The following is a 17,848-nucleotide window of genomic DNA, read 5'->3' on the forward strand; positions in this document are numbered from 1 at the left end:
TGCGATGATGCTCCTGTGACTTTTTCCGGTTGACTGCCATGCAACACACCACCCCCCACAGCTTTACCGAACTCGAACACTGGCTCAACGAACGCCGCGTCACCGAAGTCGAATGCCTCGTGCCCGACCTCACGGGCGTGGCCCGCGGCAAGATCCTGCCGCGCGAGAAGTTCACCGAAGACCGCGGCATGCGCCTGCCCCATGCCATCGTGGCCATGAGCGTGACCGGCGAGCAGCCGCCCAGCGGCCCGTATTACGACGTGATCGAGCCCACCGACCGCGACATGCAGCTGCGCCCGGACCCGACCACCGTGCGCATCGTGCCCTGGGCCACCGACCCCACGGCCCAAGTCATCCACGACTGTTTCGATGCCCAAGGCAAGCTCGTGCCCTATGCGCCGCGCAGCGTGCTGCGCCGGGTATGCGACCTCTACGCCGCCGAAGGCTGGGATCCGGTCATCGCCCCCGAGCTGGAGTTCTACCTCACCGCCCGCAACACCGATTCCAACGTCCCGCTGCGCCCACCGATTGGCCGCAGCGGTCGCGCCGAAACCTCGCGCCAGGCCTACAGCATCGACGCCGTCAACGAATTCGACCCGCTGTTCGAAGAAATCTACGAGTACTGCCACGTCATGGGCCTGAACGTGGACACCCTGATCCACGAGATCGGGGCCGGGCAGATGGAGATCAACTTCTTCCACGACCATCCCCTGGGCCTGGCCGACGAAGTGTTTTTCTTCAAGCGCACCGTGCGCGAAGTGGCGCTGCGCCACGACATGTATGCCACCTTCATGGCCAAGCCGATTGCCGGCGAACCCGGCAGCGCCATGCACATGCACCAGAGCGTGGTGCGCAAGGACGACGGGCGCAACATTTTCAGCAACCCCGACGGCTCGCCGTCGGACGCCTTCTTCCACTACATCGGCGGCCTGCAGAAGCACGTGCCCACCGCCATGGCGCTGGTGGCGCCTTATGTGAACAGCTACCGCCGCCTGTCGCGCTACACCGCCGCCCCCATCAACATCGAATGGGGCTACGACAACCGCACCGTCGGCATCCGTTCGCCGATTTCCTCGCCCGAGGCGCGACGGCTGGAAAACCGCGTCATCGGCGCGGATGCCAACCCCTATCTGGCCATGGCCATGACGCTGGCCTGTGGCTATCTGGGCATGAAGAACAAGATCAAGCCCAAGCCCGAGATGAAAGGCGATGCCTACCTCTCGCCCTACGCCCTGCCCCGCAGCCTGGGCGAAGCCCTGGACTGGCTGCGCCGCGACACCGATCTGCACGAGGTGTTGGGCAAGGAGTTCATCACCGTGTACACCGAAATCAAGGAACTGGAGTTCGCCGAGTTCATGAAAGTGATCTCGCCCTGGGAGCGTGAGCACCTGCTGCTGCACGTCTGAACCGCCCACCCCGCACAAGGAGAAGCGCATGAATGCCCCCGTTCACCCCCACGCCCTGAGCACCGCCGAACTGCAGGCGCTCGACAGTGCCCACTTCCTGCACCCCTTCACCGACCACAAGGGCCTGGCGGCCAAAGGCGCGCGCGTCATCACCCACGCCGACGACATCTACGTCTGGGACAGCGAGGGCAAGAAAATTCTGGATGCCATGAGCGGCCTGTGGTGCGTCAATGCCGGCTATGGCCGCAAAGAGCTGGCCGACGTGGCCCATGCCCAGATGATGAAGCTGCCCTTCTACAACAGCTTCTTCCAGACCACCAACGAACCGGCCGTGCGGCTGGCCGCCCGCCTGGCCGAACTGGCCCCGGCCGTGGACGGACGGCGCTTCCAGCACGTGTTTTTCAGTTCCAGCGGTTCCGAGAGCAACGACACCAACGTGCGCATGGCCCGCCGCTACTGGGACCTGATGGGCCAGCCGCAGCGCAAGGTCATCATCAGCCGCCACAACGCCTACCATGGCTCCACCATGGCCGGGGCCTCGCTGGGCGGCATGAGCGCCATGCACGCCCAGGGCGACCTGCCCATCCCCAACATCACCCACATCCAGCAGCCCTACTACTACGAGCTGGCCGAGCCCGGTGAAAGCCAAGACGCTTTCGGCCTGCGCGCCGCCCGCTGGCTGGAGGACAAAATCCTGGAAATCGGCCCCGAGAAGGTGGCCGCCTTCATTGCCGAGCCGGTGCAAGGGGCCGGCGGCGTCATCATCCCCCCCGCGACGTACTGGCCCGAGATCCAGCGCATCGTGGACAAATACGGCATCTTGCTCATCTCCGACGAGGTCATCTGTGCCTTTGGCCGGCTGGGCCACTGGTTCGCCTACGAGAAATTCGGCTACAAGCCCGACCTGGTGACCTTTGCCAAGGCCGTGACCAGCGGCTACATCCCCCTGGGCGGCGTGCTGGTGGGCGACCGGGTGGCCCAGGTGCTGATCGACAAAGGCGGCGAGTTCAACCACGGCTACACCTACAGCGGGCACCCGGTGGCCTGTGCCGTGGCGCTGGCCAACCTCGACATCATGGAACGCGAAAACCTGCCCGGCCGGGTGCGCGACGACGTCGGCCCCTACCTGGCCGAGGTGTTCGAGCAGTTCAAAAGCCACCCGCTGGTGGGCGATGCCGAAACCTGCGGCTTTGTGGCGGGCCTTGTTTTGGTGCAGGACAAGGCCACGCGCAAAGCCTTCCCCGAGGACTGGGCCGTGGGCATGATGTGCCGCGCGCACTGTTTTGGCAATGGGCTGGTCATGCGTGCCGTGGGCGACCGCATGATCATCGCCCCACCGCTGACCATGACCCGGGCGCAGATCGACGAAATGGCGGTTTTGATCAAAAAAGCGCTCGATTTGACGCTGCAGGAACTGCAATCTCAGGGAAAATTCGGGATTCGCTGATCTGGTGACTAGAATGGCACCAGGTGCGGATATTGCTTGCCTGGCAGGCAGATCCGTTGTGTTGTTGGATCGTTGAACCACACTTGGAGCTGAGCGCATGAAGAAATCCCTCCTGGCCGTGGCCCTGTCCGCCGTCTTCCTGGTGGCCTGTGGCAAGAAAGAAGAACCGGCAGCCACCGCTGCCGCCCCTGCCGACACCGGCTCCAAGGTGCTCAACATCTACAACTGGGACGACTACATCCCCGACGGCATGATCGCCGCGTTCGAGCAGGAATTCGGCATCAAGGTGAACTACGACACCTTCGAGAACAACGAAACCCTGCACGCCAAGCTGATCGCGGGCAATTCGGGCTACGACATCGTCGTGCCCACCGTCGGCTTCTCGAAGAAGCAGCTCGAAGCCGGGCTGTTCCAGCCGCTGGACAAGAGCAAGATCCCCAACCTGGTGAATCTGGATCCGGTGTTCCTCAAGAAGCTGGCCTCCATCGACGAGGGCAACCGCCACTACGTGCCCTGGGGCTGGGGCTTCACCACGGTGGGCATCAATCGCCAGAAGGTCGAAGCCGCCCTCGGCACCTCGGAGCTCCCGGCCAATTCCTGGGAGCTGGTGTTCAACCCCGAGTACGCCAACAAGCTGCGCAGCTGCGGCATCATTTTCCTGGATTCGCCGACCGAGATCATGCCGGCAGCGTTGCACTACATCGGCAAAGACCCGTACAGCAACAACCCGGATGACATCCGGGCCGCCGGTGAGATGCTGGCGCAGATCCGCCCGAACATCCGCCTGTTCTCCAGCAACATGATCGACGACATCGCCGGCGGCCTGGGTTGCGCCTTCGTCGGCTGGTCTGGCGACATCAACATCGCGGCCGACCGCGTGCGCGAGCAAGGCGGCCAGGACGAGATCGTGCCACTGCTGCCCAGCACCGGCGGCGTGCTGTTCGTGGACGTGATGGCCATCCCGGCCGATGCCCGAAACGTCGAGAACGCCCACCTGTTCATCAACTTCTTCCTGCGGCCCGAAAACGGTGCCGCCATGGCCAATGAGATGAACTACCCCACGGGCAACAAGGCCGCGCTGCCACTGATCAATGACGAGATCAAGAACAACCCGACCATCTTCCTCGACGAGGAGAACATGGCGCGCCTGATCCCGTCCGGCGGCTACGCCAATGAGCTCAGTGGCGTGCTCAACGAGGTTTACAACGCATTCAAGCGCGGTCGCTGACCTGCGTGTTCTGAAAGCCAAATGGTTTGGGGGGGCTGGTCGTCTGCATCAGCCCTTTTTTTCTGGGTGTGCTCTTGGTGATGAAAGGTTGAGGGAGCGCTCATGACTTTGGTGGAAACGAACGCCGTTGCTGGCGAAGGGTATCTGGTCACCGAAAAGCTGGTGAAGCGGTTTGACGACACGCTCGCCGTGGATGAGGTGTCGCTGTCGATCGGCAAAGGCGAAATTTTCGCCCTGCTGGGCAGCTCCGGGTGTGGCAAGTCCACGCTGCTGCGCATGCTCGCCGGCTTTGAGCGGCCCACCTCCGGGCGCATCCTGCTCGGTGGCCAGGACGTGGTGGACATGCCGCCTTATGTCCGGCCGGTCAATATGATGTTCCAGAGTTATGCGTTGTTTCCGCATCTGTCGATCTGGGACAACGTGGCCTTCGGTCTCAAGCGCGAGGGCTTGCCCAAGGCCGAAATCCAGAAGCGCACCGACGAGATGCTCAACCTGGTGCAGCTGGGCGCCTATGCCAAGCGCAAGCCGCACCAGCTTTCTGGCGGGCAGCAGCAGCGCGTGGCGCTGGCGCGCAGCCTGGCCAAGCGCCCCAAGCTGCTGCTCCTCGACGAGCCTCTGGGCGCGCTGGACAAAAAACTGCGCGAGCAGACGCAGTTCGAACTGGTCAACATCATCGAGCAGGTGGGCGTGACCTGCGTCATGGTCACGCACGACCAGGAAGAGGCCATGACCATGGCCAATCGCATTGCCGTGATGAGCAAAGGCCGGGTGCTGCAGGTGGGTACGCCGGAGCAGGTTTACGAATACCCGGCCAACCGCTTCGTGGCCGACTTCATCGGCAACGTCAACCTGTTCGAGGGCAAGCTCTCGCTGGACGAGCCGGACCGCTGCGCCGTCAGCACCTCGCTGGGCGAAATCCATGTGGGCCATGGTGTGAGCGGCACGCTGGACATGCCGGTGGCCGTGGCCGTGCGGCCAGAAAAGATCGCGATCAGCAAGACGGCGCCTGACAACGTGCCTTGCAACCTGTTCCGCGGCCGGGTGAAAGAAATTGCCTATTTCGGCTCCTACAACACCTTCATCGTGCAGACCAGTGACGGCCGCAAGGTCAAGGTGACCGAGGCCAACACCTCGCGGCACGACCTCTCCGACATCACCTGGGAGGACGATGTGTTCTTCTGGTGGCGCCCGGGCGCCAGCGTGGCCTTGCGCGACTGAAGGCGGCACGGGGGCTCACATGGCGCTCAAACTCACCCTGCCTGGCCGGCGATTCGTCATCGCCGTGCCCTTTGCCTGGCTGCTGACCTTCTTCCTGCTGCCTTTCTTGATCGTGCTGTACATCAGCTTCGTCGATCAGGGCGCGGACATCCATCCGTTCAAGCCGTTGTGGGACCCGGACACCGGCGTGCTGCAACTGCGCTACGAAAACTACCTGTCCATCTTCCGCACCCACGAAGGCGCGCCGCTGTTCCAGACGATCTACATCGAGGCCTACGCCCGCTCGGTGTACTACGCGACCATCACCGCGCTGCTGTGTCTGGTGATCGGCTACCCGTTTGCGTATTTCATCGCCCGCTCGCCCGAAGGCATCCGCCCGGTGCTGCTGCTGATGGTGATGCTGCCGTTCTGGACCGCTTTTCTGTTGCGGGTCTATGCCTGGCGCGGCTTGCTGGGCGACCGTGGCATCATCAACCAGTTCTTCATGGCCATCGGCCTGACCAGCGAGCCCATCCGCATGGTCTATACCGACATCTCCATGATCGTCGGCATGACTTATGTGTACCTGCCCTTCATGGTGCTGCCTCTGTATGCCAACCTGGTGAAGATGGACACCCGCCTGCTGGAGGCCGCTTACGACCTGGGCACCACGCCGTTCAAGGCGTTCTGGCTGGTCACGGTGCCGCTGTCCAAGGCCGGCATCATCGCGGGCTGCATGCTGGTGTTCATTCCCTGCGTGGGCGAGTTCGTGATTCCCTCGCTGCTGGGTGGGCCGCAGAACCAGATGATCGGCCGCGTGGTGTGGGATGAAATGTTTTTGGGCAACAACTGGCCGCGTGCCACGGCGCTGGCGGTGGTGATGATCCTGCTCATCGTGGTGCCTTTGGCCATCTACTACCACTACACGGGCAAGCAACAGGAAGGAGGCCGGGCATGATGCGGTTTCTGGAAAAACACCTGGGCAAATTCTGGCTCACGGTCGTCTTTGCCTTCCTGTACCTGCCGCTGGTCTTCATGATCGTGTTCTCGTTCAACAGCACGCGGCAGGATGCCCGGTTCACCGGTTTTTCGCTGCGCTGGTACGAGGCCCTATTCAACGACACACGCATCATCGAAGGGTTCTGGACGTCCCTGAAGGTGGCCACCACGGTGGGGGTGCTGTCGGCGACGCTGGCCACATTCGCGGCCTTTGTGCTGGTGCGTTACCGCAAGTTTTTCGGGCGCACGCTGTTTTCGGGCATGGTCAGTGCGCCGTTGGTCATGCCCGAGGTGATCATCGGCCTGTCGCTGTTGCTGCTGTTCGTCGGCTCGCAAAACTTTTTTGGCTGGCCGCAGCGTGGCATGATGACCATCATCATCGGCCACACCCTGTTCGGCATGGCTTTTGCCGTGGTGGTGATCCAGAGCCGGTTGCAGGACATGAACCGCAGCCTGGAGGAGGCGGCGATGGACCTGGGCGCGCGGCCGCACCAAGTGTTCTTCTTGGTGACCCTGCCCAACATCTCGCAGGCGATTCTGGCGGCCTTCCTGCTGTCGTTCACCCTGTCGTTCGATGACGTGGTGATCGCCGAATTCCTGTCTGGCCCGGGCGTGAACACGCTGCCACAGGTGATTTACGGCTACGCGCGGCGCGGCATCAACCCCACCATCTACGCCGCGGCCACGCTGCTCATCCTCACGGTGACGGTGATCGTGGTCAGTTATGCGGTGTGGGTGGCCCGCTCGACGCGCAAGCGGGCCCGCGAAATGGCCGCGGCCGAGCGCCAGGAGCTCAAGGCCTTGGGCACTTGAGACAGGCGCAGGCGGTCTGGACCCGCTGAGCCCCCCCAAAGTGGCTGGGTTTTGGCGCGTTTCCGGCGCTACCATCCAGCCAATGGCTAGTTCACAGGAGTGTTGCCCATGACGACCGAATCCACCGCCACCCTCAAGTTCGATGGTCGCGCCTTCATCGATGGACAGCGGGTCCCAGCCCGCGATGGCCAGACGTTCGACTGCTTGTCGCCCGTAGATGGCCGGCTGCTGACGCCGGTGGCCCGCTGCGGGCAGGCCGATGTGGATGCGGCGGTGGCGGCGGCGCGCGCCGCGTTCGAGGACCGGCGCTGGGCGGGCAAGGCGCCAGCGCAGCGCAAGCGCGTTCTCATCAAGTTCGCCGAACTCATCCTGGCGCATGGCGACGAACTGGCCCTGACCGAGACGCTGGACATGGGCAAGCCGGTGAGATACGCCAAGGGGGTGGACGTCAACAGCACGGCCAACTGCATTCGCTGGTATGGCGAGGCGGTGGACAAGGTGTATGACGAGATCGCCCCCACGCCCGAGACGGCGCTGGCGCTGATCACGCGCGAGCCGCTGGGGGTGGTGGGGGTGATCGTGCCGTGGAATTACCCGATGATCATGGCGGCCTGGAAGATTGCGCCGGCCTTGGCGGCGGGCAATTCGGTGGTGCTCAAGCCGAGCGAAAAGTCGCCGCTGACGGCGCTGCGCCTGGCCGAACTGGCGCTGGAGGCCGGCATTCCCCCCGGTGTGCTGAACGTGGTGCCTGGCTACGGGCCGGAGGCCGGCAGCCCGCTGGCGCTGCACATGGACGTGGATTGCATTGCGTTTACCGGCAGCACCCGGGTGGGCAAGCAGATCCACGTGATGGCGGGGCAGAGCAACCTCAAGCGCGCCTGGACGGAACTGGGCGGCAAGTCGCCCAACATCGTGTTCGCCGACTGCCCCGATCTCGACCGCGCGGTCGAGGCCGCCGTGGGCAGTATCTTCTTCAACCAGGGCGAGAGCTGCAACGCCCCCTCGCGCCTGTTCGTGGAGGCGTCGATCAAGGACGCGTTCCTGGAAAAAGCCCTGGCCCTGGTGCCGCGCTACCAGCCGGCCAACCCGCTGGACAAGAGCACGGTGATGGGGGCGCTGGTGGACCAGACCCAGCTCCAGACGGTGATGCGCTACATCGAATCCGGCAAGTCTGAGGGGGCCAAGCTGCTCGCTGGCGGCGAGGCGGTGCAGCCGGTGGCCGGCGGCTGCTACGTGCAGCCGACGGTGTTCGACGGGGTGCGCAATGACATGACGATTGCGCGCGAGGAGATTTTCGGGCCGGTGCTCAGCGTGCTGTCGTTCACCGACGTGGCCGACGTGGTGCGCCAGGCCAACCAGAGCATCTACGGCCTGCAGGCCGCCGTCTGGACGCGCGACATCAACAAGGCCCATGGCGTGGCTCGTGCCCTGCGCGCCGGCACGGTGCATGTGAACCAGTACGACGAAGACGACATCACCGTGCCCTTTGGGGGCTTCAAGCAGAGCGGGGTGGGGCGTGACAAATCGCTGCACGCCCTGGACAAATACACCGAAATGAAAACCACCTGGATCCGCATCGACTCGCCGCTGTGAGCGGCGAGTCGCGCTGGGGTGATCAGGGCAGGGCGGGGTAGTCGGTGTAGCCCCGCTCGTCGCCGCCGTAGAAGGTGGCGCGGTCGGGGGTGTTCAGCGGCGCGCCTTCGCGCAGGCGCCGGGTCAGGTCCGGGTTGGCGATGAAGGGTCGGCCAAAGGCCACGAGATCGGCGCCGCCGGCCAACGCCTGCTCGGCCAGTTCGCGGGTGTAGCCGTTGTTGACCATCCAGGCGCCCTGGCCACCCGCTGCCCGGTAGGCTTGGCGCAGCGCGGCGTAATCGAAGGGCCGGGGCCCCTGCTGGTGGTCGCGCGCGCCGCCGGTCTGCCCTTCGACGATGTGCAAATAGGCCAGGCCGAGCGGGGCCAGTTGGCGCACGACGTGCTCGAACAGGGGTTGGGGGTCGTCGTCGTGCGCGTCGTTGGACGGGGTGACGGGCGACAGCCGCAGGCCCACCCGGTCGCCGCCGATGGCCTCGGTCACGGCGGCCATCACTTCGCCCAGCAGACGGGCGCGATTCTCGATCGGGCCGCCGTAGGCGTCGGTGCGGTGGTTGGCGCCGTTGCGCAAGAACTGGTCCAGCAGGTAGCCGTTGGCGCCATGCACCTCCACGCCGTCGAAGCCGGCCTCCAGCGCATGGAGGGCGGCTTGCCGGTAGGCATCGACGATGCTGGGCAGCTCGTCCAGCCGCAAGGCGCGTGGCTCCGAGGTGTCCACGAAAGCGCCCCGCCGCTGGCCATCCTGCTCCACGAACACGAAGGTCTTGGCCTGCGCGCGCAGCGCCGAGGGCGCCACCGGTGCCTGCCCCTGGGGCTGTAGGCTGGTGTGGGAGATGCGCCCCACATGCCAGAGCTGCACCACGATGCGACCACCCGCGCGGTGCACGGCGTCGGTGACGGCGCGCCAGGCCTGGATCTGCTGCGGGCTGTGCAGGCCGGGGGTGTCGGCATAGCCGTGGGCCTCGGGGCTGATGGGCGTGGCCTCGCTGATGATGAGGCTGGCGCCGTGTTGCGGGTGGGCGCGCTGGGCGTAGTAGGTGGCCATGGCCGCCGTCGGTACCTGGCCAAAGGCGCGGTTGCGGGTCAGCGGGGCCATGACGACGCGGTGGGGCAGCGTCCAGGCGCCCACGCGCAGCGGTTCGAAAAGCGGGGAAGGGCTCATGTCCCGATGATAGCCAAGCCGTGCTGCATAATTCGGCACGCCATGTCTGCCCGCCCCTCACCCCAACCGGCGCCCTGGTGGCTGCGCGCGTCGGCCTACCTGCCTGTGCCTGTGTTTCGCGCAGCGGGTTGGCTTATGGGTGCCGCTTTGCTGTGCCTGGCGCCGCGCCGGCGCCGCGTGGTCCGGCGCAATCTGGCCCTGTGCTTTCCCGAGGCCGGGGCCTGGCAGCGTTGGGTGTGGACCTGGCAGACCTTCAAGCATTTTTCCCAGTCTTTTCTGGACCGGGTGTGGCTGTGGCACGGCCCGATCGGCCGCATTCGCAAGAGGGTCGATATCGACGATCCGCACGGGGTGTTGCAGCAGCCGGGGCCGATGCTGTTTTTCGTGCCCCATTTCTATGCCATGGATGCGGGGTGGGCCCGGCTGACGCTGGACGTGCCGCGGCGCTGGTGGACCTTCTACGCGCCGCAGGAGCATGCCGGCATCGACCGTTGGATCAAGGAAGGGCGCAAGCGCTTCGGGGCGCCCCGCCTGGTGTCGCGCCGGGAGGGGATACGCCCCTTGCTCAAGGGCTTGCGCGAGGGGGCTTCCATCTGCCTGCTGCCCGACATGGATCTCGGCGCCCGCAATGCCGTTTTCGTGCCGTTCTTTGGCGTGCCGGCCGCGACGGTCACGTCGTTGCCGCGGCTGGCGGCTGCGGCCAAGGTGCCGGTGGCTACGTTTTGCTGCCGTATGGTCTCAGGCGGCTACCGGGTCGAGGTGGGGCCGGTCTGGGTTGATTACCCGGCCGGCGACGATGAAGCCGATGCGCGGCGCATGAACGAGGCGCTGGAAGCGATGATTCGCACCATGCCTGGGCAATACCACTGGCTGCACCGCCGCTTCAAGACGCGCCCGCCCGGCGAGCCGCCCCTGTATGCCGATTGAAGGCACGGTGTTTCACGTGGAACCCATGGTCTATCCCATTCCTTTGCGGTTTCTCGAATTCCAGCGCAGTGAAGACGGGCTGGGCAGTGTGACGTTCGAGGCGCTGGCCAGCGCGCGGCCCGAGCGTTGGCACGAGCTGTTGGCGGAAGCCCAGGCCGTGTGGGACTGGGTGCGGACCCATGCGCCTGGGCCGCAGGGGCCTTTGGATGACGGGGGGACGTGGGATGGCGAGCTGGCCGTGACCGAGGAGCCCGATGGCTGGCGCAGCCTGGCAATGACCTTGTGCGGCGACGCCGTTTTTGCCGCTTGGTTCGATCAGGCGTTTGGCGCCGCCGGTGGCGGAGACGGCGCGGTGGCGGCTTCCAGGACGCTCAGGTAGCGCAGGGCGTGATCCCGGTGGCTGCCGCACATGCCAGGGTGGGGTTGCAGCGAAGCGCAGACCGCCGGGCGCTCCGGCCGGCCAAACAGGCGGCAGCGGTATTCGGCATCCAGATGCGGGCAGGGCAAGCCGGCCGGTTTGCCTTGGGGCGCGCCTGGCAGCGGGCTGCTGATGGAGGGCGCGATGCAACAGGCGCCGCAGCCTGGGCGGCAGTTCACGACGCTTCGCGGGCGGCAGCGAAGGCGCGACTGGCCCAGAGCGTCTGGCGCACCACGTCGGCCACTGCGTCGCGTGGCGCGCCGGCCGGCAGGCGGCCCTCGGCGTCGAAAGCTTCGTGGGCCTTGGCCAATGCGAACTGGCGCGGCGAGACCCAGCATTGCAGGTTGAGCAGCAGTGGCGTGAGGTGGCTCAGGCTGCGCAGGCCGCCCAGCCCGCCGGGAGAAGCCGACAGCAGCCCCACCACCTTGCCCGCGAAAGGCCGCAGGGCATCGGACCATTCGGGATGGCCCGGGATCGGGCTGGAGACCCAGTCGATGGTGTTTTTCAGCAAGGCGGTGTAGCTGCCGTTGTATTCCGGCGAGCAAATCACCCAAGCCGGATGGGCGTGGAAGATTTCCTTGAGGCGCACCACGTCGGGCGGGGTGCCGCGGGCCTCCAGGTCGGCGTTGTACATGGGCACGTCGAAGTCGCCCAGTTCGAGCAGGGTGACTTCGGCGCCTTGTTGCCGCGCGGCATCGGCGGCCTCGCGGGCCAACAGGCGGTTCCAGGATTGGGCGCGGGTGCTGCCCGCAAAAATGAGGACGGTATTTTTCATGGCCGCGATTGTCGCTCATCCCCAAAGGCCCTCCCGGCTTCGGGGCACTGTCGCACGGGGCTTGGTAAAAACCCTCATATCTTCTAAAATCAAGCAGTTACCGGCGCCTTTGGCGCTGGTTTTCTTGTTTTGGAGCCCCTGACAGGGGCGTTGGGAATCCGTCCATGCTTTATCCCCAGGAATTCGATGTCATCGTCGTCGGCGGTGGCCATGCCGGCACCGAAGCGGCGCTGGCCAGCGCCCGCATGGGCTGTCGCACTCTGCTGCTGACCCACAACATCGAGACGCTGGGGCAGATGAGCTGCAACCCCAGCATCGGCGGCATCGGCAAAGGGCATCTGGTCAAGGAGGTCGATGCCCTCGGCGGGGCGATGGCCCTGGCCACGGACGAGGCGGGGATCCAGTTCCGCATCCTCAACGGCTCCAAAGGGCCGGCCGTGCGCGCCACCCGGGCCCAGGCCGATCGGGTGCTGTACAAGGCCGCGATACGGCGCATGTTGGAAAACCAGCCCAACCTGTGGCTGTTTCAGCAGGCGGTCGATGACTTGATGGTGCAGGGCGACCGGGTGGTGGGCGCGGTCACGCAGGTGGGCATACGCTTCCGGGCCCGGGCCGTGGTGCTGACCGCGGGCACCTTCCTGGACGGGCGCATCCATGTGGGCTTGAACCATTATTCGGGCGGGCGCGCGGGCGACCCGCCGGCGGTCAGCCTGTCTGCCCGACTCAAGGAGCTCAAGCTGCCGCAAGGCCGGCTCAAAACCGGCACGCCGCCGCGCATCGATGGCCGCACCATCGATTTTTCCCGCTGCACGGAGCAGCCGGGCGATGGCATGCCGGGCTCGGAGACGGCCGATCGTCCGGTGCCGGTGTTCAGTTTCATGGGCCGCCCCGAGATGCACCCGCGCCAGTTGCCCTGCTGGATCACCCACACCAACGAGCGCACGCACGAGATCATCCGCTCCGGCTTCGACCGCAGCCCCATGTTCACGGGCAAGATCGAAGGGGTGGGGCCGCGCTACTGCCCCAGCGTGGAAGACAAGATCAACCGCTTTGCCGACAAGGACAGCCACCAGATCTTCCTGGAGCCCGAAGGGCTGACCACCCACGAGGTTTACCCGAACGGCATTTCGACCAGCTTGCCGTTCGACATCCAGTACGCGCTGGTGCGCAGCATACCCGGGCTGGAAAACGCACACATTCTGCGCCCGGGCTACGCCATCGAGTACGACTACTTCGACCCGCGCGAGCTCAAGAGCACGTTCGAGACCAAGCAGATCCAGGGCCTGTTCTTCGCCGGCCAGATCAACGGCACCACCGGCTATGAGGAGGCGGCCGCCCAGGGGCTGTTCGCCGGCGTCAACGCGGCGTTGCAAGCCAAGGGTGAGCCGCCCTGGCTGCCGCGCCGCGACGAGGCCTACCTCGGCGTGCTGGTGGACGACCTGATCACCAAAGGCGTGACCGAGCCCTATCGCATGTTCACCAGCCGCGCGGAATACCGCTTGCAACTGCGGGAAGACAACGCCGACATGCGTCTGACCGAGCATGGGCGCCGCATGGGTTTGGTGGACGATGCCCGCTGGGACGCGTTCTGCCGCAAGCGCGATGCGGTTTCACGTGAAACCGAGCGCTTGAAGTCCACCTGGGTCCATCCCCGCATCTTGTCGGAGGCCGAGGCCCTGCGGGTGCTGGGCAAGCCCATCGAGCACGAATACGCCCTGTTCGACTTGTTGCGCCGCCCGGGCGTGACCCATGCTGGCCTCATGTCGCTGGAGGGTGGGCGGTTTGCCGGTGGCGACGGGCAGGTTTCACGTGAAACCTTGGGGCCGCTGTATGAGCCGGTGGTCGAGCAGGTGGAAATCGCGGCCAAGTATGCCGGCTACATCGAGCGGCAAAAAGACGAGGTGACGCGGGCGGCCAGCTACGAGCATCTGAAGCTGCCGCCGGATCTGGATTACATGCAGGTGGCGGCCTTGAGCATCGAGGTGCGGCAGAAACTCAACAAGCACCGGCCCGAGACTTTGGGGCAGGCGTCGCGCATTTCGGGCGTGACGCCGGCGGCCATCTCGCTCCTGCTCATCCACCTGCGCCGGGGCAAGTACAAAGGCTTTGCGGCCGACGCGGACGACCAGGCGGTGGCGGCATGAGCGCGTCGCTGGCCGATGCGTTGCACGAAGGGTTGACGGCGCTGGGCTTGGCGCTGGATGCCGGGCAGCAGGCGGCTCTGCTTGCCTATCTGGATTGGCTGGCCCGGTGGAACCGCGTCTATAACCTGACGGCGGTGCGCGACCCGCGCGAGATGCTGACCCACCACCTGCTGGACAGCCTGGCGGTGGTGGCGCCGCTGCGGCGGCAACTGGCCGCCATGGGGCAGAGCCAGGGGGGCGCGCGGTTGTTGGATGTCGGCTCCGGTGGCGGGTTGCCGGGCGTGGTGCTGGCCATTGCTTGCCCGGACGTGCAGGTCAGCTGTGTGGACACGGTGGCCAAAAAAGCCCTGTTTGTCCAGCAGGTGGCCGCGGCCTTGCGATTGCCCAATGTGCGCGGGGTGCATGCACGGGTCGAGCGCTTGACCGAGACGTTCGACGTGGTGACGTCACGGGCCTTTGCGTCGTTGGCCGATTTTGTCCACTGGTCGGGCGCCGTGCTGGCCCCGCAGGGCGTCTGGATGGCCATGAAGGGCAAGGTGCCCCATGAAGAAATGGCGGCGCTGCCTCCCGCTGTGTCCGTGTTTCACGTGGAACCATTGACCGTGCCGGGCCTGGAGGCACAGCGGTGCATCGTCTGGATGCGCAAGGCCGCGCATGCCGTTGCCGACGCGGGCGGCGAAAGCACGTAAACTCAAGCCCTGCCACCGCTGCTGCTTCACGCCCAGGCGTGGCGGCAGGCCATCGTTCTGAAGAAAGCATCATTCCATCATGTTCGGTGTCGCCGACTATGGCGCCTTCGTGGTTGCCGTCATCGTGTTTCTGGCCATTCCCGGCCCCGGCAATCTGGCCCTCATCACCTCCACCGGCCAGGGCGGGGCGCGCGCGGGCGTGGCCGCCACGCTCGGCGTGATCGCTGGCGATCAGGTGCTCATGTGGCTGGCCGTGGCGGGGGTGGCGGCGCTGCTGGTGGCCTACCCGGCCGCTTTTCATGCGGTGCAGTGGCTGGGTGCTGCCTATCTGGCCTGGCTGGGGGTGCTCATGCTCAAGGCCCGACCCGGTGATGCGCCGGTGCTCCACATCAAGCCGCGCCACTATTTCCGGCAGGCGCTAACCATTACGCTGCTCAACCCCAAGGCCATCGTGTTCTACATGGCCTTCTTTCCCTTGTTCGTGGATCCGCAACGCCATCTGGGCTTGCTCACTTTTGCGTTCATGGCTTGCACGATTGCCGTCTTGACCCTGCTGTACGGCTTGACCGTGGTGTGGCTGACACGCCAGTTCGCCCGCCGGCTCGACGCCAGCCCCCGGTTGGGCCAGGCCCTCAGCAGGCTGGCCGGCGTTTTCCTCATCGGCTTCGGCATCAAGCTGGCCATCTCCCGTTGATCCCATCGCGTCCGTCATGGCAAAAATCTTCTGTGTCGCCAATCAGAAAGGTGGGGTCGGCAAGACCACCACCACCGTCAACCTGGCTGCGGGTCTGGCCAAGGTCGGGCAGCGCGTGCTGATGGTCGATCTGGACCCGCAGGGCAATGCCACCATGGGCTCCGGGGTGAACAAGCGTGATCTGCCCCTGACGGTGTATGACGTGTTGCTCGGTTCGGCCCAGGTCGCCGAAGCGGCGGTGGCGTCGCAAGCGTGTGGCTACCGGGTGCTTGGAGCCAACCGGGAACTGGCGGGCGCCGAGGTGGAACTGGTCGAGCTGGCGCAGCGCGAAAAGCGCCTCAAGCAGGCGCTGGCCCAGGTGGATGGCGATTACGATTTCGTGCTCATCGACTGCCCCCCCTCCCTGAGCATGCTCACCCTCAACGGGCTGTGCGCGGCCCATGGCGTGATCGTGCCCATGCAATGCGAGTATTTCGCGCTGGAAGGGCTGTCCGACTTGGTCAACACCATCAAGCAGGTGCATGCCAACCTCAACCGCGATTTGAAGATCATCGGCCTGTTGCGCGTGATGTTCGATCCGCGCATCACCTTGCAGCAGCAGGTCAGCGATCAACTCAAGGGCCACTTCGGCGACAAGGTGTTCGACACCGTGATTCCGCGCAACGTGCGCCTGGCCGAGGCGCCGAGCTATGGCTTGCCTGGCGTGGTGTTCGACCCGGCGGCACGCGGCAGCAAAGCGTTCGTGGACTTCGCGCGCGAGATGGTGGCGCGCATCGAGCGGATGTGATGGCGACCCCTGTGGTGCTCCAACTGCCGGGCTGGCGCAACAGCGGCCCCGACCACTGGCAGAGCCGGTGGGAAGCCCGCCATGGCGACGTCCGCGTGCAACAGCACGATTGGGAATGGCCCCGGCGGGGCGACTGGATGGCCCGCCTCGATGACGTGGTGCAGGCCCAGCAGCGGCCCGTGGTGCTGGTCGCGCACAGCCTGGGCTGCCTGCTGGTGGCGGCCTGGGCCAGCGTGTCCCGCCACACGGCGCGGGTGCGGGGGGCCTTGCTCGTGGCCCCGGGCGATGTGGAGGCCGAAGACGGCCCCGTGCCGCCGTTGCCGGGGTGGCGACCCATCGTGCGCGAGCGCTTGCCATTCGCCTCCATCCTGGTGGGCAGCCAGAATGACCCGTATTGCACCCTGGCGCGTGCGCAGGCGTTGGCGCGGGACTGGGGCAGCGACTGGGTGGACATCGGGCCGCGGGGCCACATCAATGCCGAATCGGGCTTGGGGGACTGGCCCGAAGGGCGGGCTTGGATCGAGCCCTGGCTGCATGGGGCGGGTGCCGCAGGGCCCGCTTAACGCTTGAATCGACGGAAGGAAATCACCGAGATGGTCACCAAAAAACCCAAAGGCCTGGGCCGGGGCCTGGAAGCTTTGTTGGGCCCCAAGCTGGGGGAGGATGCGGCCGACCCCACGCAGCGCGACCAGCCCTCCACCCTGGCGCTGACCGATTTGGTGCCGGGCGCCTACCAGCCGCGTACCCGCATGGACGAGGGCGCGCTGTATGAACTGGCCGAGAGCATACGCAGCCAGGGCATCATGCAGCCCATCCTCGTGCGGCGGCTGGCCGAGGCCGATGGCGAACGCCGGCTGGCCGAGTGGCGTGCCGCGCAGGGTTTGCCCGAAGTCCCCCGGGGGGCGCGCCCGGTGTACGAAATCATCGCGGGGGAACGCCGCTTTCGGGCCGCCCGCCTGGCGGGTCTGGAGACGGTGCCCGTGCTGGTGCGCGACGTGCCCGACGAGGCCGCCGCAGCCATGGCCTTGATCGAGAACATCCAGCGCGAAGACCTCAACCCGCTCGAAGAAGCCCAAGGCTTGCAACGTCTGGTGCGTGAGTTTGGACTCACTCACGAGCAAGCCGCCCAGGCCGTGGGCCGCTCCCGCAGCGCCGCCAGCAACCTGCTGCGTCTGCTCAACCTGGCCGAGCCGGTGCAGACCATGCTCATGGCCGGCGACATCGACATGGGCCATGCCCGCGCGCTGCTGGCGCTCGACAAGGCCACCCAGATCACCGCCGCCCACCAGATCAGCGCCAAGGGGCTGTCGGTGCGCGAGGCCGAGGGCCTGGTCAAAAAACTGGGGGCGGAGTTTGCGCTCACGCCGCTGAAACCGAAGAAGGAAAAATCGCGCGACATCCGCCGGGTGGAGGAGGAACTGTCGGACCTGCTCACGGCCACGGTGGAAGTGCGGGTGAAAAAGCGCGTCAAGCGCCATGGCCGGCTGGAAGATCAGGGGGAACTGGCCATCCACTTCGGCTCGCTGGACGAGCTCAATGGCCTGATCGAGCGGCTGCGCGGCACCGCCTGAA

The 17,848-nt window shown here is 65.9% G+C and carries 18 protein-coding genes; 15 read left to right on the forward strand and 3 right to left on the reverse strand.

Translation table 11 applies throughout. The features are described 5' to 3' along the window. Positions 1–38: 38 nt before the first annotated feature. The 7 genes from DFR43_RS04100 (at position 39) to DFR43_RS04130 (ending at position 8,683) form a co-directional block, all read left to right on the forward strand. Positions 39–1,406 carry a glutamine synthetase family protein gene (locus tag DFR43_RS04100; protein ID WP_133596086.1) on the forward strand — a complete coding sequence of 456 codons (1,368 nt, stop codon included), beginning with the start codon at positions 39–41 and terminating at the stop codon, positions 1,404–1,406. 28 nt (positions 1,407–1,434) lie between these two features. After that, positions 1,435–2,853: an aspartate aminotransferase family protein gene (locus tag DFR43_RS04105; protein ID WP_133596087.1), complete on the forward strand. Its 1,419-nt coding sequence runs from the start codon at positions 1,435–1,437 to the stop codon at positions 2,851–2,853. A gap of 97 nt (positions 2,854–2,950) precedes the next feature. After that, positions 2,951–4,081, forward strand: a complete 1,131-nt coding sequence (locus tag DFR43_RS04110) for an extracellular solute-binding protein (protein WP_133596088.1) — start codon at positions 2,951–2,953, stop codon at positions 4,079–4,081. Positions 4,082–4,183: 102 nt separating this feature from the next. After that, entirely contained in the window at positions 4,184–5,299 is a 1,116-nt protein-coding gene (locus tag DFR43_RS04115) for an ABC transporter ATP-binding protein (RefSeq protein ID WP_133596089.1), read from the forward strand. A 19-nt stretch (positions 5,300–5,318) separates the two neighbouring features. Continuing rightward, positions 5,319–6,236 (forward strand): ABC transporter permease, encoded by a 918-nt coding sequence (locus DFR43_RS04120; protein WP_133596090.1) that lies wholly within the window; start codon positions 5,319–5,321, stop codon positions 6,234–6,236. Further along, on the forward strand, positions 6,233–7,090 hold the full coding sequence (locus DFR43_RS04125; RefSeq protein ID WP_133596091.1) for an ABC transporter permease: 858 nt from the start codon (positions 6,233–6,235) through the stop codon (positions 7,088–7,090). Before DFR43_RS04120 ends, DFR43_RS04125 begins: the two co-directional genes overlap by 4 nt. 108 nt (positions 7,091–7,198) lie before the next feature. After that, positions 7,199–8,683 (forward strand): aldehyde dehydrogenase, encoded by a 1,485-nt coding sequence (locus tag DFR43_RS04130; RefSeq protein ID WP_133596092.1) that lies wholly within the window; start codon positions 7,199–7,201, stop codon positions 8,681–8,683. A 22-nt stretch (positions 8,684–8,705) separates the two neighbouring features. Here DFR43_RS04130 and DFR43_RS04135 read toward each other — a convergent pair whose 3' ends face one another. Continuing rightward, positions 8,706–9,842: an alkene reductase gene (locus DFR43_RS04135; RefSeq protein WP_133596093.1), complete on the reverse strand. Its 1,137-nt coding sequence runs from the start codon at positions 9,840–9,842 to the stop codon at positions 8,706–8,708. Positions 9,843–9,884: 42 nt separating this feature from the next. Between DFR43_RS04135 and DFR43_RS04140 the strand changes: the two genes are divergently transcribed. Next, positions 9,885–10,769 (forward strand): lysophospholipid acyltransferase family protein, encoded by an 885-nt coding sequence (locus DFR43_RS04140; protein ID WP_164499698.1) that lies wholly within the window; start codon positions 9,885–9,887, stop codon positions 10,767–10,769. Then, on the forward strand, positions 10,759–11,148 hold the full coding sequence (locus tag DFR43_RS04145) for a hypothetical protein (protein WP_133596095.1): 390 nt from the start codon (positions 10,759–10,761) through the stop codon (positions 11,146–11,148). Before DFR43_RS04140 ends, DFR43_RS04145 begins: the two co-directional genes overlap by 11 nt. Here DFR43_RS04145 and DFR43_RS13755 read toward each other — a convergent pair. Then, on the reverse strand, positions 11,085–11,366 hold the full coding sequence (locus DFR43_RS13755; protein WP_245988822.1) for a YkgJ family cysteine cluster protein: 282 nt from the start codon (positions 11,364–11,366) through the stop codon (positions 11,085–11,087). The two genes, DFR43_RS04145 and DFR43_RS13755, sit on opposite strands and share 64 nt — an antisense overlap. Further along, positions 11,363–11,962, reverse strand: coding sequence for an NADPH-dependent FMN reductase (locus tag DFR43_RS04150; protein WP_133596096.1), 600 nt, complete (start codon positions 11,960–11,962; stop codon positions 11,363–11,365). Before DFR43_RS04150 ends, DFR43_RS13755 begins: the two co-directional genes overlap by 4 nt. Before the next feature lie 164 nt (positions 11,963–12,126). On the opposite strand from DFR43_RS04150, the gene mnmG reads away from it, so the two are divergent. The 6 genes from mnmG to DFR43_RS04180 all read left to right on the forward strand — a co-directional run bounded on the left by mnmG (position 12,127) and on the right by DFR43_RS04180 (position 17,847). Then, the gene (gene mnmG / locus DFR43_RS04155) at positions 12,127–14,106 is read left to right on the forward strand and encodes a tRNA uridine-5-carboxymethylaminomethyl(34) synthesis enzyme MnmG (RefSeq protein WP_133596097.1); all 1,980 of its coding nucleotides are present in this window, start codon (positions 12,127–12,129) and stop codon (positions 14,104–14,106) included. After that, positions 14,103–14,795: a 16S rRNA (guanine(527)-N(7))-methyltransferase RsmG gene (gene rsmG, locus DFR43_RS04160; protein WP_133596098.1), complete on the forward strand. Its 693-nt coding sequence runs from the start codon at positions 14,103–14,105 to the stop codon at positions 14,793–14,795. The genes mnmG and rsmG overlap by 4 nt, the downstream gene beginning before the upstream one ends. A gap of 79 nt (positions 14,796–14,874) precedes the next feature. Continuing rightward, positions 14,875–15,489 (forward strand): LysE family transporter, encoded by a 615-nt coding sequence (locus tag DFR43_RS04165; protein WP_133596099.1) that lies wholly within the window; start codon positions 14,875–14,877, stop codon positions 15,487–15,489. Between the two features lie 16 nt (positions 15,490–15,505). Continuing rightward, positions 15,506–16,276, forward strand: coding sequence for a ParA family protein (locus tag DFR43_RS04170; protein ID WP_133596100.1), 771 nt, complete (start codon positions 15,506–15,508; stop codon positions 16,274–16,276). Further along, positions 16,276–16,839, forward strand: coding sequence for an RBBP9/YdeN family alpha/beta hydrolase (locus DFR43_RS04175; RefSeq protein ID WP_133596101.1), 564 nt, complete (start codon positions 16,276–16,278; stop codon positions 16,837–16,839). The genes DFR43_RS04170 and DFR43_RS04175 overlap by 1 nt, the downstream gene beginning before the upstream one ends. A gap of 30 nt (positions 16,840–16,869) precedes the next feature. Further along, positions 16,870–17,847 (forward strand): ParB/RepB/Spo0J family partition protein, encoded by a 978-nt coding sequence (locus tag DFR43_RS04180; protein ID WP_133596102.1) that lies wholly within the window; start codon positions 16,870–16,872, stop codon positions 17,845–17,847. Position 17,848: the final 1 nt, after the last annotated feature.

It is taken from the genome of Tepidicella xavieri (genome assembly GCF_004363315.1).
GTDB classification, from domain to species: Bacteria; Pseudomonadota; Gammaproteobacteria; order Burkholderiales; family Burkholderiaceae_C; genus Tepidicella; species Tepidicella xavieri.